The organism is Pantoea sp. BRR-3P, from assembly GCF_039621635.1.
GTDB lineage: Bacteria > Pseudomonadota > Gammaproteobacteria > Enterobacterales > Enterobacteriaceae > Pantoea > Pantoea floridensis.
Genome location: NZ_CP155066.1, coordinates 501,293 through 521,535 on the forward strand (window position 1 = coordinate 501,293; position 20,243 = coordinate 521,535).

Genomic DNA, 20,243 nt, shown 5'->3' on the forward strand with positions numbered 1-20,243 from the left:
CCGTTGCACCTGTCCGGAAATATTTACAGCTGAAATCCCCTTGGGGAAAAATAATCGATCTATTCTCCGCACTAAAAAATAAATAAATGAAGTATTTACCTGATAAGTGCAGCAGCAATTACCTGAAAATAATAACAATATTGTCACAATGAATGAGGGTGATTAACCTTAACGTAGTGATTTTAAAGTATTAGTTTCCATGGAAAACAATGATCGAAATCAAAAAACACTGTTATAGTTTTACCGACTTCCACTGTTTATTTTCGTTCGCACGGCTTCCTTTTACATTGGTGCGACATTTCTTTAAGCAAGGCGAAATATTGCGTTGCGATCTGCTTGTTAAATATAAGTAAAAATTCGGTGTAATTTGTGGCAATGAGGTAAGCAATGTTTGGATTAGATGCCTTTCATCTGGCAAGGATACAGTTCGCCTTTACTGTTTCCTTCCATATTATCTTCCCAGCCATCACCATCGGTCTCGCCAGTTTCCTGGCGGTGCTCGAAGGAATGTGGCTGAAAACCCGTAACGAGACCTATCGCGATCTCTACCATTTCTGGTCGAAAGCGTTTGCCGTTAACTTCGGTATGGGCGTGGTATCCGGTCTGGTGATGGCGTACCAGTTTGGTACCAACTGGAGTGGTTTCTCGCAGTTCGCAGGCAGTATTACCGGCCCGCTGCTCACCTATGAAGTGTTGACCGCCTTCTTCCTTGAAGCGGGCTTCCTCGGTGTGATGCTGTTTGGCTGGAACCGCGTCGGCCCTGGCTTGCACTTCTTTGCAACCTGCATGGTGGCGCTCGGCACCATCTTCTCCACCTTCTGGATCCTCGCCTCGAACAGCTGGATGCATACGCCGCAGGGCTACATCATTCAGAACGGCATTGTGGTGCCGGAAGATTGGCTGAAAATCATCTTCAACCCCTCATTCCCTTACCGCTTGTTCCATATGTCGGTGGGTGCCTTCCTTGCCAGCGCCTTCTTTGTTGGTGCATCGGGCGCGTGGCATCTGCTGCGCGGCAATGACAATCCAGCGATTCGTAAGATGTTCTCCATGGCGCTGTGGATGGCACTGATTGTCGCGCCGATTCAGGCGATGATTGGTGACGCGCATGGTTTGAATACCCTTGAGCATCAGCCAGCGAAAATCGCTGCGATTGAAGGCCACTGGGAAAATAAACCGGGTGAAGCCTCGCCGCTGATTCTATTTGGCGTGCCGGATATGGATCAGGAGCGCACGAAGTATGCGGTTGAGATTCCGTATCTCGGCAGCCTGATTCTGACGCACAGCCTGGATAAGCAGATTCCTGCGCTGAAGAGCTTCCCGAAAGAGGATCGCCCTAACTCAACCATCATCTTCTGGTCATTCCGCGTGATGGTGGCGCTGGGCTTGCTGATGATTACGTTGGGCGTGGTCAGCCTGTGGCTGCGTTTCAAAGGTCGCTTGTATCATTCGCGTCCATTCTTATGGTTCACGCTGCTGATGGGGCCATCGGGTTTGATCGCCATTCTGGCCGGTTGGTTCACTACCGAAATTGGGCGTCAGCCGTGGGTGGTGTATGGCGTACAGCGCACCATTGATGCGGTTTCCGCGCATGGCGATATGCACATGAGCATCAGCCTGCTGGCATTCATTCTGGTTTACTCGTCGGTATTTGGCGTGGGTTACCTCTACATGATGCGTCTGATCAAAGAGGGTCCGGTGACCGGTGAAGGTAAAGAGGTTGATCACGGTGGTCCGGGTCAGCATCACACGCCAGCGCGTCCGCTGTCGGCGGCGAAAACCCATAGCGAAAAGAGTGGGGAGCACTAAGATGATCGACTTTTCAATTATCTGGTTTGCCATCATCGTCTTTGGCACCTTGATGTACATCGTCATGGATGGCTTCGATCTGGGTATCGGGCTGCTGCTGCCGTTCAATAAAGATCCTGTTGAACGCGACATGATGGTGAACACCGTTGCGCCGGTTTGGGATGGTAACGAAACCTGGCTGGTACTGGGCGGCGCGGCGCTGTATGGCGCGTTCCCGCTGGCGTATTCGGTGCTGCTGGATGCGCTGTCGATTCCGTTAACGGCGATGCTGATTGGCCTGATCTTCCGTGGTGTTGCTTTTGAGTTCCGCTTCAAAGCCACGTTGGAACACCGTGCGTTCTGGGATAAATCATTCATTGCCGGTTCACTGCTAGCGACCTTCAGCCAGGGCGTGGCGGTTGGCGCGATCCTGAATGGTTTCCCGGTGGTTGGCCGCGAATATGCGGGCTCAGCAATGAGCTGGCTGGCGCCGTTCCCGCTGTTCTGTGGCGTTGGTCTGGTCATCGCCTATGCGCTGCTGGGCTGTACCTGGCTCATCATGAAAACCGAACACGACCTGCACCGTAAAATGTCTGCGCTGGCCACGCCGTTGACGTTGACGCTGCTGCTGGTGGTGGGAATTATCAGCATCTGGACGCCGCTGACGCACGCCGATATCGCGCAGCGCTGGTTCACGCGTCCTAACCTGTTCTGGTTCCTGCCGGTTCCGGTGCTGGTGGTGCTGTGTTCGTGGGGGATTGTGCGTGCGATTAAACGCGAAGCGCATTACTCGCCGTTCATTCTAACACTGGCGCTGATTTTCCTTGGCTTCTCGGGCCTTGGCATCAGCATCTGGCCGAACATCATTCCGCCGTCTATCACTATCTGGCAGGCCGCTTCTCCGGCGAGTAGCCAGGCGTTTATGTTGGTGGGTGGCTTGCTGATTATTCCGGTAATTCTGGGTTACACCTTCTGGAGTTACTACGTGTTCCGCGGAAAAATCAAAGCCGACGAAGGATACCATTGATATGCAAACCGAGGTCAGCAACATGAAAACTCACTCAGAAACGAAGATTCCGTGGTGGAAACAGTTGATGTGGCTGGTGATCATTTACGGCGCAAGCGTGCTGGCACTGGGTGTAGTGGCATCACTGTTTCGTATGATGATGACGGCAGCGGGCATGCGCTCGCACTGAGTTATCTGCACTGAGGTGCGCATGAATGCGCACCCTACTAAAACAGGTCTGCTTTGTCGAAAGGTCGCCATTCATGGCGACCTTTTCTATTTCCACGCAGAGAAAAACGTTAGTCACCTAAGCAATTAATGCTTTTCCCGCTTCGGTACGTTTACTCTTCCTTACGTTAGTAATACGTTTTTGTTATATTTATGTGACGAATAACGCAAATTCATTACGTTAACCACTTCATTCGATTATCAAAACCATGCTCAGCCTGAATCTAAAAAAACAGTACATCAATGATCTGGTGGACTGGATCGAGGCGAATCTGACTGACGAACTCAACGTCGATCTGATTACCCTAAAATCCGGTTACTCCAAATGGCACATGCAGCGCATGTTCAAAGAGATGACCGGACAAACGCTGGCGTCTTACACGCGCAAACGTCGTTTAACGATGGCGGCGATGGCGCTGCGTCTGACCAGCATGCCGCTGATCGATATTGCGGTGCGCTTTGGCTTTGATAATCAGCAGAATTTTACCCGAGTGTTTAAAAGTCATTTTTCAATGACGCCAGGTGCCTATCGCCGCATCCCGGATATGCTGATGAAGGATTTCCACAGCCGCATCTCAACTCAGCGTGAGTGGGTTAATGCGCATCTGGTGGAGAAGCCGGAGCTGCAGCTGTGTGGCGAGGTGATTGAGTGGGAGTGCCGTTTTGGCGAATACATCGATCACCACAATCATATTGTGGCGCAACACACGCGCGATTTTATTGCCTTTGCGGGTCAGCACGTGAACCGTGGCTGGCTGGGGTTCCAGTTTAGTCCCGGCGTGAATTCGGCCGACCAGCAGCATATTAGCCTGTTCCAGGCGCTGGAGAGTCAGTATGCCGATGTGCTTCCACGTAATGTGCAGAACTGGACCGGTGAAAAGGGCTTGTATGCGGAAATAAACTGGCACGGCGCGCCGGAAGAGATCAACGCCTTTACCGCCGAGATCTATTACAACCATTTGCCAGCGCTGGGCGTGGCACGACGGGCGGGCAAAGATTTACTCAAACTGGATCTGAAATACAGCACGCCCGATCTGCTGCAAGGAACGTTTTATATTCCTGTGGCGGTTAACTAATGCATAATTCGTGCGGTAAACTGTGACAAACCGCACGATTTTATAAACTCATCGCCCTGATTGGCGTAAAATTCTTCATCGAAACCTGATTGGCCGCGTAAATCACCAGCCGCCACGCATCAGGCTGGATAATCACCTGCATTTCTGGTCCATTCCGGACCGCTATAGTGAACAGATAAAAAAATTATGCGACTTCTACCGTTGTTCCTTATGACAGCGCTTGTAGCGTTTTCTTCGCTGGCAAGTGCACAGATGGCCGAGCCTTTTTCACCGCCGGGTGGCCTGCATCCGCATCAACCGCGTTGTGCACAGCATGAAATTCTGGGCGACAATGTGTTGCCGAACCATACCCAGGATGAGGGTAGCTTCGTCACCTGCGGTAACCATCAGGCTTAATCCCCTTATAATTCCGGTCCAGACCGTCGCAACCTCTGCACGGTCTCGTCATTAATCCTTATCTCTGCATTGCGCAATAAATTGCGCCGCTACCAATCCTTAATGCTCGTTACTTAAGCGTGACTCGGTCACCATGAATGGTGCCCCTACGTGGATATCGCCGGATTTTTGTAGGGTGCGCATTCATGCGCACCTGCATAAACAGGCATTTTTTGCTTAAGTGAGCGGTATTACGCTAACTTCCTGCCTTAAATTTGCTCCGCATCCCCGATCGCACTTCACCGTAGCGGCGCGATTCATCGCGCTATTTTGACCTTTTGATTCTCCCAATAGCATTTTTCGGCATTGCATCGAAGATATATCATAACTATTCTGACGCCATCAGATGAGAATGACTTTCACTATCTTTTAGGGAGACCACGCTTGCAAACTACCCCTTCCGCACGCGTACCGCGTCGCGTACGTAATGAATTGCGTTTCCGTCACATCACCGTGGTGAGCAAAACGCTGATTGCCGGTGCATTCTGGCGCATTGTGTTCAACGGCAACGATCTGGCAGGCTTCAATTCGCCGTCGTTTGACGATCACATCAAAGTATTCTTCCCGGAAAAAAATGGCGCTGAACTGGCGCTACCGCAGATGACGGATGACGGTATTGTCTGGCCGGGCGGGGTACGTCCTGCCGCGCGTGATTACACGCCGCTGGAATTTAACGGCATCGATTCACTGACCATCGATTTCTACATCCACGAGGGCGGCGTGGCCAGCAGTTGGGCTAATGAAGCCAAACCGGGCGATCAAATTGCCATGGGCGGTCCGCGCGGTTCGCTTATCGTGCCCGTCGATTATGCCTGCCAGATTTACGTTTGTGATGAAACCGGCCTGCCCGCGTTTAAGCGTCGCTACGCTGAGATGCAGGCGCAGGCGATCCATCTGCTGGCGTATGTCGATGAAGCGACCGGCCGCGATTATCTTGGCGAGTTGCCGAATGTGCAGGTGAGCTGGCTTGGCAGCGGCACTATGCAGGCGGATAACCTGGCCCCGCTAACTGCACGCTTAGAAAGCATTGCGCTGCCCGCTGACGACTACTTCATCTGGCTAACGGGCGAAGGTGAGGCGGTGAAATTGCTGAGCGATTACTTTACTCAAGGACGCGGTGCGCACACCGATTACGTGCGCGCTGTGGCCTACTGGCATCAGAAATAATTCCCGACTGGCCCGCCCGCTGCCGCCTGTGTTGAATTTTGCCAGGCGGCAGACTACTATCAACCTCCCTTAATTGACGCTCAGGAAGGCAATGAAACAGCAGCGGGATTTTCCATGGCAGTCCGACCACGCACAGCGGACCATCTGTGCAGGCGCACGTAAGAAGCGTCGGGAGCGGATGCTGGATGCCAGCGATATCCGACTGTTAATGCTGCACTTTTTGGCGAACGGCTCTGCGCACGGCTATGAGCTGATCAAATCGGTTGAAGAACTCTCCAAAGGGGAATATTCCCCTAGCCCCGGTATCATTTATCCCAATCTCACCTTGCTTGAAGAGATGGACGCGATTCGCGTGGTCGATGCGCAGGCATCACGTAAAGCCTATGCGCTGAATGAGAGCGGGGCGGCACTGTTGGCGGAGAATCGTGACAGTGTGGAAGCGATTATTGAGCGCTTAACCTCGCTGGCGATTCTGGTGAATAACCGCAATATTCCGCAGGTTGAGCAGGCGATTCACCTGATAAAACACACGCTGAATCACCGCCTGGCGCAGGAAGATATTTCGGCTGAGGCGCTGGAGAGGGTGATTAGCGCGCTGCACGACGCGGCAGAAAAAATCGCCAAAAGTTAGCAGATCGCCCGTAGGGTCGCCATTCATGGCGACCGTTTCAATGACCACACGTCAATCACCTCAGCTCTTCTTCTTGTCCACATGCCCCAACGCGCGATCCGGCCAGCAAACATCGCGCACGCGCTGCTTCAACGCCGCCGCATCCGGGAATCCGCCTTCCTGCTTACGCTCCCAAATTACCTGGCCATCAATGCTTATCTCAAACACGCCGCCGGTGCCCGGTTTAAGCGTAACTGCGCCTACATCTTCAGCAAACGTATGCAGTAATTCCTGCGCCATCCACGCGGAGCGCAGCAGCCAGTTACATTGTGTGCAGTAATGAATAGTGATGGACGGTTTCTGAATCATAGATGTCTCTGCTTAATTATTGATAATAAACAAGTTAACAAATCGTGCGTTCTAAGATACATCTTAATGTAAATGCTATTGATAATGATTACCACTTGCATTACATTTCTGTCGCAATCATTTATTACATAAAATAAGTCCGCAACTTTTTATGGTCTTTGCATCAAAGTCCGTACTTTCTGGCAGCAAGCAAGTGAGCGAATACTAACAATTAACCGGGTATTTCGCGCATGTCTTCACTCTTTCAGGGATTCACTCAGCAACGTCTTTTTAAGGTTGCCATTTTATCTTCGGCTATTCATGCCGCTTGCAGCTACGCCGCCAGCGATGAACCGGTATTGACCGTCACTGCGCCAAAACAGCAGGCCGGCAATAAAACCACGATTACAGCGCAAGAACTGCAAAAACGCGGCGCCAATGACTTCGGTTCGATCATGCGTTATGAACCGCTGATCAGCGCAACCGGCTCCAGCGGCGGTTCATCGGCGGGCAAAAGTGGCTTCGACCGCGCGGGCTACACCGGTTATAACATCCGTGGCCTGGAGAGTAACCGCGTGGGTATGGATATCGACGGCATCCCGATTCCGGATGCTACCGGTCGTCCGTACGTCAGCCGCACCGGTAACAATACCTTTGGGATTGGCCGTGACTACATCGATCCCTACATGTTCGGCAGCGTTGATATCGAGAAGGGCGCCACGGCGGTCGATCAACCCAACACCTCTATCGGCGGTAACGTGTCGTTTCACAACAAAACCGCCGATGACTACCTTAGCAGCGACAAAAATACGTACTTCGGTTACCAGAGTGATTATGACTCCTCGAATCGCAGCTGGCACAACGGCATTACTGCTGCAGCGGGTGATGACGAGCTGCGCGGCCTGTTTGTATATAGCCGCCGCGACGGTCAGGAAACCGAAAATAACAGCGGCGTGAAAGACGCCTATCCAGCTAACTGGCACTCCGATGCCTTTATGACGTCGGGCATCTGGCAGCCGAACGATCAGCATAAGCTGAGTGCCACCTTCGATTACTATCACAAAACCAATCACAGTCACTACGATACCTGGGACACCAGCGGTAACACCGTGTGGGGCAGCGCGCAGCAGCAGAGCGATACGCGCCGCTGGGGCATCAATCTGGCGGATGAGTGGACGCCGTACAATGACTTCATCGATACGCTGACCACGCGTGTTTACTGGCAGCAAACGCAGGCGCACGACAATACCTATCTGCCAACCAGCGCCAGTCAGTACGGCTTCGTCTATTCCGATTTCAATGTCGATACTTACGGCTTTGACACGCGCGGTACCAAAACGCTGGGACGTCATGAGCTCAGCGCCGGTGTCAATGCGCGTCTGGATAACAGCGAGCGTCCGTTCCGTCAGGAACCGGCACCCAGTACCTTCAGCGCCATCACGCAACCGCAGGCCGACAGCCGCACTTTCGCGGTGGCCGGTTATCTGCAGGATAAGATCAACTTCGATCTTGATAGCCACAACTTCGCGATCATTCCCGGCGTACGCGTGATGTATCAAAGCACTAAGCCGAAGGATCTGGGCGATCTTACCACTGGCAGCGCGGTGCTGACCGAAGAGCAGGTTGATGCACTGTACGGCAAAACCAACTCTGATACTCAGGTGCTGCCATCACTGACCTTCCAGTACGATTTGACGCCCGCGCTGACCACCTATCTGCAATACAAACGCGGCGTGCAGTTCCCTACCACCAGCCAGCTGTATGGCTCATGGAACCTCGGTTCCAGCTATGCAGGTAGCGCGCAGTATGCGCTGATTGGTAATACCGATCTGAAAACCGAAACCAGCAACAACTTCGAGTGGGGCCTGAAAGGTCAGGCCACCGAAGGCGTCACGGTTAACACGTCGGTGTTCTACAACCAGTATAAAAACTTCATCGCTTATACCCGCTATCGTCGCGCCACTAATCCGGAGATGTTCGTCAACGTACCGAGCAACATCTACACCAGCTATCAGGCTGAAAACCGCGATAAGGCCTACATTTATGGTGCTGAGATCTCAACCAAAGTGAATTACGGCACTTGGTTCCCGCAGGTGGATGGCTTGAGCAGCACCTTTGCGCTGGGCTATAACGAAGGGAAATCCAAGTCCAGCTATGCCGGTGACAAGTACATCGATCTCGACAGCGTCGCGCCGTTGAAAGCCATTGTTGGACTGGCGTGGGATGACAAAGCGCGTGGCTATGGCGCCGCGTTGACCGCCACCTTTGTGAAAGGTAAGCAGGCTACCGCTACCAACCGCGAAAGCTATACCAACGCTGGCACGCCGATCACCGATGCCACCACCGATTATATGCGCGTGCCGGGATACGGCATGGTTGATGCCACGGCTTACTGGCAGGCGACGAAAAACGTCAAGCTGAGCGGCGGCATCTACAACATTACCGATCGCAAATACTGGGATTACACCAGCAGTCGTACGCTGACCAGCAGCAATGCCCAGGAACGCAACGACATCAATCTGGCAGTGATGCCAGGCCGCACCTTCCAGCTGGGTGTGAACGTCGACTTCTAATCCCTTTTCGCCCTGCGGTGGCGCAGGGCATTTTCATGGAGCAAGGCAATGAACCCACGTTACGAACACTATCTGGCGCTGAAAGGCGAGCATCCGAAAAAGTACGCGCGCGATCTGGCGGCATTGATGGGCATTGGCGAAGCACAGCTGTGCGAAGCCCGCGTTGGTCAGGATGCGCAGGCATTAAAAGCCGATTTTCCCGCCTTGCTGGCGGCGCTGGCCGCTGTCGGCGAGACCAAAAGTATCACCCGCAATGAGTATGCGGTGCACGAGCAGGTGGGCAAGTATGAAAACCTGCATCTTGGCGAGCATGCCGGTCTGATTCTCAATCCGCGCGCCCTCGATCAGCGCCTGTTTCTCAATCAGTGGCACAGCGCATTCTTTCTGCGTGAGCAGACCGCACACGGCGAACGTCAAAGCATTCAGATTTTTGATCGCCACGCCGATGCGGTACTGAAAATCTACGTCACCGACAACACCGATATCACCGCCTGGGATGCGCTGATTGCCGGGTTTGTGGTGGAGCGCGCGGCGACAGTAGATCCGCAGCCCGCCAGCGCGGCGCAATACAGCCGCACGGTGGATGCCAGCAAAGTGGAGGCCGAATGGCGTGCGATGACCGATGTGCATCAGTTCTTTGGGCTGCTGAAGCGTCATAATCTCTCACGCCCGCAGGCATTCCACGCGGTGCCGGACGATCTGGCGCGTCAGGTGAGTAATGATTCCCTGGCGCAGCTGCTGGATGCAGCACAGCAGGATGGCAACGAAATCATGATTTTCATTGGCAATCGTGGCTGCACGCAGATCTTCACCGGCGCGGTGCAGAAGCTGATGCCGATGGAGAACTGGATCAACATCTTCAATCCCACCTTCACGCTGCATCTGATGGCGGATCGCATCAGTGAAAGCTGGGTGACACGCAAACCGAGCGGCGACGGCTTCGTCACCAGTCTTGAACTGTTCGCTGCTGACGGCACGCAGATTGCGCAGCTGTATGGCCAGCGCAGCGAAGGCACGCCGGAACAGGCGCGCTGGCGCGAGCAGGTGACCTCGCTGAACAGCGCAGGGGCCACCGCATGAGACGACTTCTGGCACTGCTTTGCGCGCTGACGCTGCCCACCTTCGCGGCGGATCGAGTCATCTCCATCGGCGGCGATGTCACGCAGATTATCTATGCGCTGGATGCGCAGGCGAATTTGGTGGCACGCGACAGCACCAGCCAGCATCCGGCGCAGGCCAATAAGCTGCCGGATGTCGGTTATATGCGCCAGCTGAACGCCGAAGGGATTCTGGCGCTGAAGCCGACATTGGTGCTGAGCAGCGAGCTGGCCAAGCCGTCGCTGGTATTAGAGCAGGTGGCACAAGCCGGGGTAAAAGTGGTGGATGTCACCGGTAAAAATAGCCTTGATGCTATCGCGGAAAAAATCGCCACCATCGGCAAGGCGCTGCATCGTGAAGATGCAGCTAACGCGCTGATTGAAAAAGTGAACAAGCAGCGCGCACAGATCCCGCAAAAGCCGTTACCGATCAAAGTGCTGTTTATTATGGCGCACGGCGGTATGCGTACCCAGGCGGCCGGTGCGCAAACCGGTGCCGACGGTGCGATTCGCAGCGCGGGACTGATCAACGCCATGGCCGCGGTGCCGCACTATCAGCAACTGTCGCAGGAGGGCGTGGTGGCGGCAGCACCGGATTTAATCGTGGTGGGCGAAGATGGCCTGCGCACGCTGGGCGGCGAAGAGAAAGTGTGGGCGCTGCCGGGGCTGGCAATGACGCCGGCCGGTCAGCATCGCGCGTTGCTGGTGGTGGATGAGATGGCGCTGCTGAGCTTTGGCCTGGATACGCCGGGCGCGATTGTGAAGTTGCGCCGTGCCGCTGAAGCCGCAAAACATGACTAATGCATCCGTGCTGCGCTGGCTGTGTTTGATGGGCATCAGCATGGTGATGTGCATGCTGCTGGCCGCCAACTTCGGCGCGATGCCACTTTCGATGCGTACCTTATGGCGCGCGCCGCTGAGCGATATGGCGTGGCAAATCTGGATCAATATCCGCCTGCCGCGCGTGCTGCTGGCGGTGCTGCTCGGCATGGCGCTGGCGGTTTCGGGCGCGGTGATGCAGGGATTGTTTCGCAACCCGCTGGCCGATCCCGGTTTACTCGGCATTAGCAGCGGTGCCGGTTTGGCGGTAGCGCTCTCGATCGTTATCCCGCTCGGCTTACCGCCGCTGCTGGCATTGTGGCTGCCGAGCATTGCCGCCTTTATCGGCAGCTTGGTCGTCACGCTGCTGATTTTCAGTTTTAGCCGCCTGGCGCTGGGCAATTTGTCGCGTTTGCTGCTGGTCGGCATCGCGATTAATGCCTTGTGCGGTGCGGCGGTTGGCGTGCTTTCCTGGCTGAGTAACGATCAGCAGCTGCGTCAGCTGGCGCTGTGGGGCATGGGCAGCCTGAGCGCGGCGCAATGGCCGAGTCTGGCGGTGTGTGCGGTGCTGATTCTGCCGGCGCTGATTGCTATCCAACTGCGCGCGCGTCGCCTCAACTTGCTGCAGCTCGGTGAGGAAGATGCGCATTATATGGGCATCGATGTGAAGCGTACGCAGCGTCAACTGCTGGTGCTGAGTGCGTTGTTGGTGGGGACAGCGGTCTCGGTGAGCGGCATTATTGGTTTCGTGGGTTTAGTGGTGCCACACCTGATGCGTTTTTGTCTGGGCAGCGATCATCGCTGGATGTTGCCGGGCTCGGCGCTGGCGGGTGCGATTTTACTGCTGCTGGCGGATACGCTGGCGCGCACGGTGGTGATCCCGGCAGAAATGCCGGTTGGCCTGTTAACCAGCCTGCTCGGCGGCCCGTGGTTTCTCTGGCTGATTCTGCGTGAGCCCAAGGGGGATGAATGAGTGATTGCCTGCAGGCGCGCGGTCTGCGCTTTAGCCACGGCGCGCGCGCCTTAATCGATGACGTTTCGCTTAGCTTACAGCCCGGTGAAATGGTCGCGCTGATTGGTCCGAACGGCGCAGGGAAATCCACGCTGCTGCGCCTGCTAACTGGCTTTCTCATGCCAGAAGCAGGGGAATGCTGGCTCGGCGATCGCCCGTTAAATGCGTGGCCGCGTGAACCGCTGGCACAGCGTCGCGCCGTAATGCGTCAGCAAAACAGCCTCACCTTTCCGTTAGTGGCGGCTGAAGTGGTGGCGATGGGCCGTGCGCCCTGGCCGGCCAGCCAATCGAAAGCGGTTATCGAAGAGGTGATGTACATCACCGGCAGCCTCGAGCTGGCAAAGCGCGATTATCGCTCGCTCTCTGGCGGGGAGCAGCAGCGCGTGCAGCTGGCGCGCGTGCTGGCGCAGCTGTGGCATGGCGATGGTCCGCGCGGCTGGCTGTTTCTTGATGAACCGACGTCGGCGCTCGATCTGTACTGGCAGCAGCACAGTTTGCGTTTGCTGCACCGCTTAACGCGCAACGGACGCTTTAGCGTCTGTACCGTGCTGCACGATCTTAATCTCGCATCGCTGTGGTCGGATCGCGTGCTGCTGTTGCATCAGGGCAAACTGGTGGCGCAGGGCGCACCGCAGGAAGTGATGACCGAATCCACGCTGACGCGCTGGTATCAGGCGGAGCTGGATGTGGTGATGCAGGAGGGAAAGAGCAGGCCGCAAATCCAACTGCGAGCCTGATTGTAATGCCTGTGTTTTCGTAGGGTGGGCATTCATGCCCACCAGGTCGCCATGAATGGCGACCCTACGACACATCAGCGGCAATCAACGATTAACCGGCCACGCACTTTCCCCGCCAGCAGCTGCTCGGCACCTTCCCGCGCTTCACTCAGCGGAATCACCTTGGTGAGTTGCTGCAGCAAGTCGCCATCCACCAGTTCCGCCAGACGCTGCCACGCCTGCTGACGCAGTGGTTTTGCGCACATCACGCTATCCACGCCCGCCAGAATCACGCCGCGCAGAATGAACGGCGCCACGCTGGTTGGCAGATCCAAACCTTGCGCCATGCCGCAGGCTGCGACCACGCCATCGCGCTTGATGCCTGCTAACACGTTAGCCAGCGTGTGGCTGCCAACGCTATCAATTGCTGCCGCCCAGCGCTCTTTCGCCAGCGGCTTGCCTGGCTCGCTCAGTTCCGCACGATCGATAACCGAGGCTGCGCCCAGCGTGTTGATCAGATAATCGCTGTCGCTGGCGCGCCCGCTGGAGGCCACTACTTCATAGCCAAGCCGCGCCAGCAGGCTAACGGCAAAGCTGCCGACACCGCCGCTCGCGCCGGTGACTAATACCGGACCATGCTGTGGCGTGATGCCCTGTTTCTCCAGCGCCAGCACGCACAGCATGGCGGTGAAACCGGCGGTGCCAATCGCCATGGTTTGCAGCGGGCTGAGCGCGGACGGCACTTTCACCAGCCAGTCACCCGAAACGCTGGCTTTCTGCGCCAGTCCGCCCCAATGTTTTTCACCCACGCCCCAGCCGGTGAGCAGCGCGACATCGTCCTGCTGCCATTCAGGATGGCGGCTGCTAATCACCCGGCCGACAAAATCGATGCCTGGCACCATCGGGAACTGACGCACAATCGGGCCTTTGTTGCAGATGGCGAGCGCGTCTTTGTAGTTGAGCGTGGAGTAGCTTACTTCGAGGGTGACATCCTGATCGGGAAGTTGTTTTTCTGAAAGGTCTTGCAAGGTGGTGCGATAACCCTGTTCGTCATTTTCAATGACCAATGCCTTAAACATGTAGCCTCCGGCTGGTTGAGGAAAGTTGAATAATAGTACTCCTTTTTTTCCCTCACCCTAACCCTCTCCCGCAAGCGGGCGAGGGAACCGATCCAGCAGCACTTAATTATCGCTCCGACTGCTCCCTCTCCCGTATAACGGGAGAGGGCTGGGGTGAGGGTACGGTTGTTCCTGCAAAAAAAAGATGACATGATTGCGCCCCAGTCAGCCATCTACTCCCTTATGACTTTCGCCGAGGAAATCTCCTCATTGCTGTGCCATCGGCACCCACTCATCCTTGCTCAGGGATTTGTGTTATGAACCCATTGAAAATTGCTGCCAGCGTTGCTGTCGCGCCAAGTCTCAGCCTGAATACCACACGCGACGTGGTGACGCTGGACAATACTGATTTTACCGATGTCGCTGCGGTGGTGATCACCCTGTCAGATACGCGCAGCGGTGTGTTAACGCTGTTGCAGAAGATCGGCTTTAATCTGCCGGTGTTTGTCGCCAATGCGTTCGATGAAGACGTACTAAAGCTGCCGGGCGTCACCGCTGAAATTAACGGCGCGCCGGAAGAGTGGCAGGCGCTGGAAGACGCGGCGCTGGCGTATGAATCAGCATTGCTGCCGCCGTTCTTCGATACGCTCACGCGCTACGTTGATATGCAGAACAGCACCTTTGCCTGCCCGGGACATCAGGGCGGCGCGTTTTTCCGCAAACATCCGGCAGGACGGCAGTTTTATGAGTTCTATGGCGAGAACGTGTTCCGTTCCGATATGTGCAACGCTGACGTCAAGCTGGGCGATTTGCTGATCCACGAAGGCTCCGCCAAAGATGCGCAGAAGTTCGCGGCCAAAGTGTTTAACGCCGACAAAACCTATTTCGTGCTTAACGGCACCTCCAGCGCCAATAAAGTGGTGACCAACGCGCTGCTCACGCGCGGCGATCTGGTGCTGTTTGACCGCAACAACCATAAATCCAATCACCACGGTGCACTGATTCAGGCGGGCGCAACGCCAGTGTATCTGGAGGCGGCGCGTAACCCGTTTGGCTTTATCGGCGGCATTGATGCGCACTGCTTTGACGATGCCTATCTGCGTGAGCAGATTGCGAAAGTGGCGCCGCACCGCGCTCAGGATCAGCGGCCTTTCCGCCTGGCGATTATCCAGCTTGGTACTTATGACGGCACGGTGTACAACGCGCGGCAGGTGGTCGATCGCATCGGGCATCTGTGTGATTACATCCTGTTTGACTCAGCGTGGGTCGGCTATGAGCAGTTCATCCCGTTGATGGCCGGCTGCTCGCCGCTGACGCTGGAGTTGGACGCGAACGATCCCGGTATTTTTGTTACGCAGTCAGTGCACAAGCAGCTGGCCGGTTTCTCGCAGACCTCGCAAATCCACAAGAAAGACAATCACATCCGTGGGCAAAAGCGCTTCTGTCCGCACAAGCGCCTCAATAATGCCTTTATGCTGCACGCCTCCACCAGCCCGTTCTATCCGCTGTTTGCCGCGCTGGATATCAACGCCCGTATGCACCAAGGCGAAGCGGGGCGCAGCATGTGGCACGAGTGCGTCACCATCGGCATTGATGCGCGCAAAGCGATTCTGGAACGCTGTGAGATGATCCAACCGTTCCTGCCAGAAAAAGTGCACGGCAAGCTGTGGCAAACGGCGGAAACCGAAGCCATTGCCGCCGATCCTGCTTACTTTAGTCTTGAACCGGGGGCGAAGTGGCACGGTTTTGAAGGTTACGCGCAGGATCAGTATTTGGTCGACCCGTGTAAGCTGCTGCTCACCACGCCGGGCATTGATGCCGCCAGCGGTGAATACACCCGCTTCGGCATTCCCGCGACGATTCTGGCTAACTACCTGCGTGAGAACGGTATCGTGCCGGAAAAGTGCGACCTGAACTCGATTCTGTTCCTGCTGACGCCCGCTGAAACACCGGAGAAGATGGCGCATCTGGTGGCGATGCTGGTGCAGTTTGAGCAGCACGTGCGTGAGGATGCGCTGCTGGCGGAAGTGCTGCCGAGCGTCTATCGCAAGAATATCGAGCGTTACAAAGGTTACACGCTGCGCCGCCTGTGCCAGGAGATGCACGATCTCTACGTCAGCTTCGACGTGAAGGATTTACAGAAAGCGATGTTCCGCTCGGCCTGTTTCCCGCCGGTGAAAGTGAATCCGCAGGATGCGCATCAGGCGTATATTCGCGGCGAAGTGGAGCTGGTGCCCATTGCCAAAGCCGAAGGACGCATTGCGGCAGAAGGCGCATTGCCCTATCCGCCAGGCGTGCTGTGCGTGGTGCCGGGGGAAGTGTGGCGCGGCGCGGTGCAGCGCTATTTCCTCGCGCTGGAAGAGGGCATCAATCTCCTGCCGGGCTTTTCGCCGGAGCTGCAAGGGGTTTACACCGAGGAAGGGGAGAACGGGCGTAAGCATCTGGTGGCGAATATGATGGTGAGCTGATTTCCCTCACCCTAACCCTCTCCCGCACGCGGGAGAGGGAATGTTTAGGTGGTGAGCATTGTTAAGCATGTGCTGGATCGGCTCCTTCTCCCGCGAGCGGGAGAAGGTTGGGATGAGGGCCAAGCCGCACCGTCCTAGAACCGACGATAGCTGCGCTGCGCCTGGCTCACTTTGTACAGATAACGACGCGATTCCGCCGATGGATGGTTAGTGGTCAGCGTCTGATATACCTCGGCTGGCGACATACCGTTAATCGACGAGAAGGCGCGATCTTTGTCGCTGGAGAACACGCGCAGCACGCTGCCCGCACCGCCGTTATACGCAGTGATCACCGCATAACGACGCGAGACCGGATCCTGAATCCCACCCAAATAGCTTCTCTGCAGCAGCGACAAATACGCGGTGCCCGCATCAATATTATTCTCAGGGTCAAGCAGATAGCTGCGGCTCGGCTTGCCGCCTTTGCCCTTCATGCGGAACACATCGACGCCGGCAGTATGCTGCACCACCTGCATCAGACCCAGCGCATCAGAATGGCTGACCGCATAGGGGTTGAAACTCGATTCAATCTGCATAATCGCCAGAATCAATGAGGCATCGACGCCATATTGTTCCGCCGCTTTACGCACCATCGGCAGATATTTGTGCGCACGCTTATCGAGGTGGTTCGGCACCATCGGAATGGTCACCGACCAGATGACATGCAATCCGGAAGTGCGCTTCTGCAGTTTGTTCTGAATCAGATAGTCAGCAAAGTTGCCGGCGCGGCCCTGCCAGCGAATCGGCTGGCCGGTGTTATCCAGCACCTGGCCGTACAGCAGCGGCTCTTTACTGATTTGAATATCGTTGGCATCAGAGTAGAGATCGACATTACCCGGGTCTTCGCCAATCAACAGCGTGGTGATGATTGCCTGGCGCAGGCTGGCCATCGGATCGGTGCCGGAAATGGTCTCAATGGTGATGCTACCGCTGTCAAAGTTGATGTGACTGCGGGTGTAATAACCATCGCTATATTTGACGTAGTCTTTCGGTCCGGCGATCAGAACCTCATTGATGCCCCAAATATTTTCAATGTTGTGGGCGAACTGACCCATCAGGATATCGAAACCGTTGGTGTCCTTGACCCACTCTTCATGATACTGCGATTTTTTTTGTCCGGAGCAGGAGACCAAAAGTGGTGCAATCACCAACAGTGCTATCAGTTTTTTATTCATTGTTAATGCGTGCCTGACTCGAAAAAGAGGGCTTCAAAGGGAAGCCCTGAACGGTTATTTTTCTGGCGGGGTGTAACCTTCAATGTGCACGTCTTTGCCTTCGAACAGGAAATTCACCATCTCCTTCTCCAGCACTTTGCGATCTTCCGGGTTCATCATGCTCAATTTTTTTTCATTGATCAGCATGGTCTGCTTGGACATCCACTGCTGCCAGGCTTCTTTGGAGATCTCATTGAAGATGCGCTTACCCAGTTCGCCAGGATAGAGCTGAAAGTCCTGGCCTTCAGCGTCGCGTTGCAGATAAGTACAAAAAATGGTGCGGCTCATTACTCTTCCTCTTCGGTCACGCCCGATCGACGCGTAAGCTGCTGGGGATGGCGCAGTTCATGCAACAAGCGCTCAACCGGCGCTGCCAACCCCACTGACGGTGGTTGCGCTAAGTTATACCAGAGACCGCCCGCTTCATCCATCAGCGACCCAGCGGAAGGCCACGCTAGCCACATAGGCACAATGTCTAAGTGGAAATGGCTAAAGGTATGACGAAACGCCGTGAGCTGCTGTGGCTTAGCCTGAATGCCACGCTCGCTTAGCCAGTCAGTTAGCGCTTGCTCACTGGTGAACTGCGGGAAGCAAAATAGCCCGCCCCATAAGCCGACCGGCGGACGCTGCTCTAGCCACACATCGTCGCCATCCTGCATCATCAGCATCCAGCCGCTACGTTCCGGCAAGGTCTGCTTCGGCTTCTTGCCGGGATAGTTGGCCCAGCTGTTATTGGCATAGGCCACGCAGCGGCTGTTCAGCGGGCAGATTTCACACTTAGGACGTGAGCGAGTACATACTAATGCCCCAAGGTCCATCATCGCCTGATTGAACTGGCTAACGCCTTCTGCGGGCGTAACCTCTTCGCTGATCTGCCACAGACGTTTCTCAACGTCTTTTTTGCCCGGCCAGCCGCCAACCGCGTAGCAGCGCGCCAGCACGCGCTTCACGTTACCATCCAGAATCGGGAAATGCAGGCCCAGCGACAGCGATAACACCGCGCCCGCAGTCGATCGACCAATACCCGGCAATGCCGCCACATCATCAAAGTTGCGTGGGAACTCGCCGCCGTGCTTCTCCACCACCTGCTTAGCCGCTTTGTGCAGATTGCGCGCCCGCGCGTAATAGCCAAGGCCGGTCCACAGATGCAGCACTTCGTCCAGCGGCGCGGCGGCCAGATCGCTGACCGTCGGGAAGCGCGTCATAAAGCGTTCAAAATAGGGAATAACGGTGGTCACTTGCGTTTGTTGCAGCATCACTTCAGAGAGCCACACTTTGTATGGCGTCTTCTCCTGCTGCCACGGCAGGGTTTTGCGACCGAAGCGCTGATACCAATCCAGCACTTGTTGCGCGAACGTCGGCGCTTGCATCATAAGAAGGAAATTTTCCGTGTTTACTCTACAATCAGGCAGGAATTCCAGCACAGAGACATCAGGGTGTAAACCGGAACATTGCAAAGGCTTGCTTCTGCTTTCTAACTTTGCATAATGCCCGTTTCCCAGAACAGGCTAACCAGCAGGCTTCAACATGATTAATGACGTCATCACCCCAGAATTTGATGAGAACGGGCGGCCATTACGCCGTATCCGCAGTTTTGTGCGCCGCCAGGGGCGCTTAACGAAAGGACAGCAGCTCGCGCTCGATAATTTATGGCCGGAGATGGGCGTTGAGTTCCAGCCGGAACCGCTGGATCTGGTGACGCTGTTTGGTCGTGACGCGCCGGTGGTGCTGGAAATTGGTTTCGGCATGGGCGCTTCGCTGGTGACCATGGCGCAGAATAATCCGCACCAGAACTTCCTCGGGCTGGAAGTCCATGCGCCGGGCGTTGGCGCTTGCCTGGCCTCAGCCAAAGAAGCGGGCGTTGAGAACCTGCGCTTGATGTGTCACGACGCGGTGGAAGTGCTGCAGAAGATGATTCCGGACAACTCGCTGCGTATGGTGCAGCTGTTCTTCCCGGATCCGTGGCACAAAGCGCGCCATAACAAACGTCGCATCGTACAGGTGCCGTTTGCTGAGCTGGTGATGCGTAAGTTGAAGCTGGGCGGCGTGTTCCACATGGCAACCGACTGGGAAGCCTACGCCGAACACATGTTAGACGTGATGAGCAGCATCGACGGATATAAAAATCAGTCGGAAAGTAACAATTACGTGCCGCGTCCCGAAACGCGTCCGTTAACCAAGTTTGAGCAGCGCGGGCAGCGACTGGGCCATGGCGTATGGGATCTGATGTTTGAGAGGGTAAAATAATGGCCGTACAGCGTAGCCGCCGTTTGCGTAAAAAACTGCATATTGATGAGTTTCAGGAATTGGGTTTCTCCGTGGCCTGGCGTTTCGCCGAAGGCACAACTGAGGAGCAAATTGATGCGACTGTTGATCAGTTCATTAATGAAGTGATCGCACCGAATGGTCTGGCGTATGACGGCAGCGGTTATCTGGTGTGGGAAGGTCTGGTTTGCCTGCAGGAAACCGGCAAGTGCACCGATGAGCACCGCGAGCTGGTGCGTAAATGGCTTGAGCAGCATAACCTTTCTGATATTCAAGTAACTGAACTCTTCGACGTTTGGTGGGACTAATCTTTAATGGTTGATG

The 20,243-nt window shown here is 55.5% G+C and carries 20 protein-coding genes; 15 read left to right on the forward strand and 5 right to left on the reverse strand.

Translation table 11 applies throughout. From position 1 onward, the window contains the following. The first annotated feature begins 387 nt into the window (after nt 1-387). From AAGR08_RS02390 to AAGR08_RS02420, 7 genes are all read left to right on the forward strand, one after another. Nucleotides 388-1,809 carry a cytochrome ubiquinol oxidase subunit I gene (locus tag AAGR08_RS02390; protein ID WP_097096072.1) on the forward strand — a complete coding sequence of 474 codons (1,422 nt, stop codon included), beginning with the start codon at nt 388-390 and terminating at the stop codon, nt 1,807-1,809. A gap of 1 nt (nt 1,810) precedes the next feature. Further along, entirely contained in the window at nt 1,811-2,815 is a 1,005-nt protein-coding gene (gene cydB, locus AAGR08_RS02395) for a cytochrome d ubiquinol oxidase subunit II (protein ID WP_097096073.1), read from the forward strand. Between the two features lies 1 nt (nt 2,816). Continuing rightward, entirely contained in the window at nt 2,817-2,984 is a 168-nt protein-coding gene (locus AAGR08_RS02400; RefSeq protein WP_097096074.1) for a DUF2474 domain-containing protein, read from the forward strand. Between the two features lie 247 nt (nt 2,985-3,231). Then, a complete protein-coding gene (locus AAGR08_RS02405) occupies nt 3,232-4,098 on the forward strand; it encodes a helix-turn-helix domain-containing protein (RefSeq protein ID WP_097096075.1) in 867 nt (288 codons plus the stop codon). A gap of 252 nt (nt 4,099-4,350) precedes the next feature. After that, complete coding sequence (locus tag AAGR08_RS02410) at nt 4,351-4,494, forward strand: hypothetical protein (RefSeq protein WP_345828352.1); 144 nt, start codon at nt 4,351-4,353, stop codon at nt 4,492-4,494. Nucleotides 4,495-4,917: 423 nt separating this feature from the next. Continuing rightward, the gene (locus AAGR08_RS02415) at nt 4,918-5,700 is read left to right on the forward strand and encodes a siderophore-interacting protein (protein WP_345828353.1); all 783 of its coding nucleotides are present in this window, start codon (nt 4,918-4,920) and stop codon (nt 5,698-5,700) included. A 91-nt stretch (nt 5,701-5,791) separates the two neighbouring features. Next, nucleotides 5,792-6,331 (forward strand): PadR family transcriptional regulator, encoded by a 540-nt coding sequence (locus tag AAGR08_RS02420; RefSeq protein ID WP_097096078.1) that lies wholly within the window; start codon nt 5,792-5,794, stop codon nt 6,329-6,331. A 60-nt stretch (nt 6,332-6,391) separates the two neighbouring features. Here AAGR08_RS02420 and AAGR08_RS02425 read toward each other — a convergent pair whose 3' ends face one another. Then, nucleotides 6,392-6,679 carry a SelT/SelW/SelH family protein gene (locus AAGR08_RS02425; RefSeq protein ID WP_097096079.1) on the reverse strand — a complete coding sequence of 96 codons (288 nt, stop codon included), beginning with the start codon at nt 6,677-6,679 and terminating at the stop codon, nt 6,392-6,394. 230 nt (nt 6,680-6,909) lie between these two features. On the opposite strand from AAGR08_RS02425, the gene AAGR08_RS02430 reads away from it, so the two are divergent. Genes AAGR08_RS02430 through AAGR08_RS02450 form a run of 5 tightly spaced genes read left to right on the forward strand, consistent with a single transcriptional unit; the run spans nt 6,910 to nt 12,896 of the window. Beyond that, entirely contained in the window at nt 6,910-9,231 is a 2,322-nt protein-coding gene (locus AAGR08_RS02430) for a TonB-dependent receptor (RefSeq protein WP_345828354.1), read from the forward strand. A 48-nt stretch (nt 9,232-9,279) separates the two neighbouring features. Then, nucleotides 9,280-10,311 carry a ChuX/HutX family heme-like substrate-binding protein gene (locus AAGR08_RS02435; protein ID WP_345828355.1) on the forward strand — a complete coding sequence of 344 codons (1,032 nt, stop codon included), beginning with the start codon at nt 9,280-9,282 and terminating at the stop codon, nt 10,309-10,311. Further along, on the forward strand, nt 10,308-11,129 hold the full coding sequence (locus AAGR08_RS02440; RefSeq protein WP_097096082.1) for a hemin ABC transporter substrate-binding protein: 822 nt from the start codon (nt 10,308-10,310) through the stop codon (nt 11,127-11,129). The genes AAGR08_RS02435 and AAGR08_RS02440 overlap by 4 nt, the downstream gene beginning before the upstream one ends. Then, on the forward strand, nt 11,122-12,120 hold the full coding sequence (locus AAGR08_RS02445) for an iron ABC transporter permease (RefSeq protein WP_097096083.1): 999 nt from the start codon (nt 11,122-11,124) through the stop codon (nt 12,118-12,120). The genes AAGR08_RS02440 and AAGR08_RS02445 overlap by 8 nt, the downstream gene beginning before the upstream one ends. Next, the gene (locus AAGR08_RS02450; RefSeq protein WP_097096084.1) at nt 12,117-12,896 is read left to right on the forward strand and encodes a heme ABC transporter ATP-binding protein; all 780 of its coding nucleotides are present in this window, start codon (nt 12,117-12,119) and stop codon (nt 12,894-12,896) included. The genes AAGR08_RS02445 and AAGR08_RS02450 overlap by 4 nt, the downstream gene beginning before the upstream one ends. Before the next feature lie 74 nt (nt 12,897-12,970). Here the strand turns inward: AAGR08_RS02450 and AAGR08_RS02455 are convergent, their stop codons facing one another. Next, nucleotides 12,971-13,954 (reverse strand): MDR family oxidoreductase, encoded by a 984-nt coding sequence (locus AAGR08_RS02455; RefSeq protein WP_097096085.1) that lies wholly within the window; start codon nt 13,952-13,954, stop codon nt 12,971-12,973. Between the two features lie 296 nt (nt 13,955-14,250). Here AAGR08_RS02455 and AAGR08_RS02460 point away from each other — a divergent pair, with 296 nt between their 5' ends. After that, on the forward strand, nt 14,251-16,401 hold the full coding sequence (locus AAGR08_RS02460; RefSeq protein WP_345828358.1) for an ornithine decarboxylase: 2,151 nt from the start codon (nt 14,251-14,253) through the stop codon (nt 16,399-16,401). A gap of 134 nt (nt 16,402-16,535) precedes the next feature. Here AAGR08_RS02460 and mltC read toward each other — a convergent pair whose 3' ends face one another. The 3 genes from mltC to mutY are packed head-to-tail and all read right to left on the reverse strand — an operon-like array spanning nt 16,536 to nt 19,027. After that, nucleotides 16,536-17,615 carry a membrane-bound lytic murein transglycosylase MltC gene (gene mltC, locus AAGR08_RS02465; protein ID WP_097096087.1) on the reverse strand — a complete coding sequence of 360 codons (1,080 nt, stop codon included), beginning with the start codon at nt 17,613-17,615 and terminating at the stop codon, nt 16,536-16,538. A 54-nt stretch (nt 17,616-17,669) separates the two neighbouring features. Further along, nucleotides 17,670-17,942, reverse strand: a complete 273-nt coding sequence (locus AAGR08_RS02470) for an oxidative damage protection protein (protein ID WP_097096088.1) — start codon at nt 17,940-17,942, stop codon at nt 17,670-17,672. After that, nucleotides 17,942-19,027 (reverse strand): A/G-specific adenine glycosylase, encoded by a 1,086-nt coding sequence (mutY, locus tag AAGR08_RS02475; protein WP_345828359.1) that lies wholly within the window; start codon nt 19,025-19,027, stop codon nt 17,942-17,944. Before mutY ends, AAGR08_RS02470 begins: the two co-directional genes overlap by 1 nt. Nucleotides 19,028-19,181: 154 nt before the next feature. On the opposite strand from mutY, the gene trmB reads away from it, so the two are divergent. Both trmB and AAGR08_RS02485 read left to right on the forward strand, forming a co-directional pair. Next, nucleotides 19,182-19,901 carry a tRNA (guanosine(46)-N7)-methyltransferase TrmB gene (gene trmB, locus AAGR08_RS02480; protein ID WP_345828360.1) on the forward strand — a complete coding sequence of 240 codons (720 nt, stop codon included), beginning with the start codon at nt 19,182-19,184 and terminating at the stop codon, nt 19,899-19,901. Next, nucleotides 19,901-20,227, forward strand: a complete 327-nt coding sequence (locus AAGR08_RS02485; RefSeq protein WP_097096091.1) for a YggL family protein — start codon at nt 19,901-19,903, stop codon at nt 20,225-20,227. The genes trmB and AAGR08_RS02485 overlap by 1 nt, the downstream gene beginning before the upstream one ends. Nucleotides 20,228-20,243: the final 16 nt, after the last annotated feature.

Bases quoted from the DNA above. Each gene is read 5' to 3' on its own strand.
- AAGR08_RS02435 (WP_345828355.1), top strand. From the start codon at position 9,280: ATGAACCCACGTTACGAACACTATCTGGCGCTGAAAGGCGAGCATCCG.
- AAGR08_RS02405 (WP_097096075.1), top strand. From the start codon at position 3,232: ATGCTCAGCCTGAATCTAAAAAAACAGTACATCAATGATCTGGTGGAC.
- AAGR08_RS02455 (WP_097096085.1), bottom strand. From the start codon at position 13,954: ATGTTTAAGGCATTGGTCATTGAAAATGACGAACAGGGTTATCGCACC.
- AAGR08_RS02460 (WP_345828358.1), top strand. From the start codon at position 14,251: ATGAACCCATTGAAAATTGCTGCCAGCGTTGCTGTCGCGCCAAGTCTC.
- AAGR08_RS02410 (WP_345828352.1), top strand. From the start codon at position 4,351: ATGGCCGAGCCTTTTTCACCGCCGGGTGGCCTGCATCCGCATCAACCG.
- mltC (WP_097096087.1), bottom strand. From the start codon at position 17,615: ATGAATAAAAAACTGATAGCACTGTTGGTGATTGCACCACTTTTGGTC.
- trmB (WP_345828360.1), top strand. From the start codon at position 19,182: ATGATTAATGACGTCATCACCCCAGAATTTGATGAGAACGGGCGGCCA.
- cydB (WP_097096073.1), top strand. From the start codon at position 1,811: ATGATCGACTTTTCAATTATCTGGTTTGCCATCATCGTCTTTGGCACC.
- AAGR08_RS02485 (WP_097096091.1), top strand. From the start codon at position 19,901: ATGGCCGTACAGCGTAGCCGCCGTTTGCGTAAAAAACTGCATATTGAT.
- AAGR08_RS02470 (WP_097096088.1), bottom strand. From the start codon at position 17,942: ATGAGCCGCACCATTTTTTGTACTTATCTGCAACGCGACGCTGAAGGC.
- mutY (WP_345828359.1), bottom strand. From the start codon at position 19,027: ATGATGCAAGCGCCGACGTTCGCGCAACAAGTGCTGGATTGGTATCAG.
- AAGR08_RS02445 (WP_097096083.1), top strand. From the start codon at position 11,122: ATGACTAATGCATCCGTGCTGCGCTGGCTGTGTTTGATGGGCATCAGC.
- AAGR08_RS02450 (WP_097096084.1), top strand. From the start codon at position 12,117: ATGAGTGATTGCCTGCAGGCGCGCGGTCTGCGCTTTAGCCACGGCGCG.
- AAGR08_RS02420 (WP_097096078.1), top strand. From the start codon at position 5,792: ATGAAACAGCAGCGGGATTTTCCATGGCAGTCCGACCACGCACAGCGG.
- AAGR08_RS02400 (WP_097096074.1), top strand. From the start codon at position 2,817: ATGCAAACCGAGGTCAGCAACATGAAAACTCACTCAGAAACGAAGATT.
- AAGR08_RS02425 (WP_097096079.1), bottom strand. From the start codon at position 6,679: ATGATTCAGAAACCGTCCATCACTATTCATTACTGCACACAATGTAAC.
- AAGR08_RS02440 (WP_097096082.1), top strand. From the start codon at position 10,308: ATGAGACGACTTCTGGCACTGCTTTGCGCGCTGACGCTGCCCACCTTC.
- AAGR08_RS02430 (WP_345828354.1), top strand. From the start codon at position 6,910: ATGTCTTCACTCTTTCAGGGATTCACTCAGCAACGTCTTTTTAAGGTT.
- AAGR08_RS02390 (WP_097096072.1), top strand. From the start codon at position 388: ATGTTTGGATTAGATGCCTTTCATCTGGCAAGGATACAGTTCGCCTTT.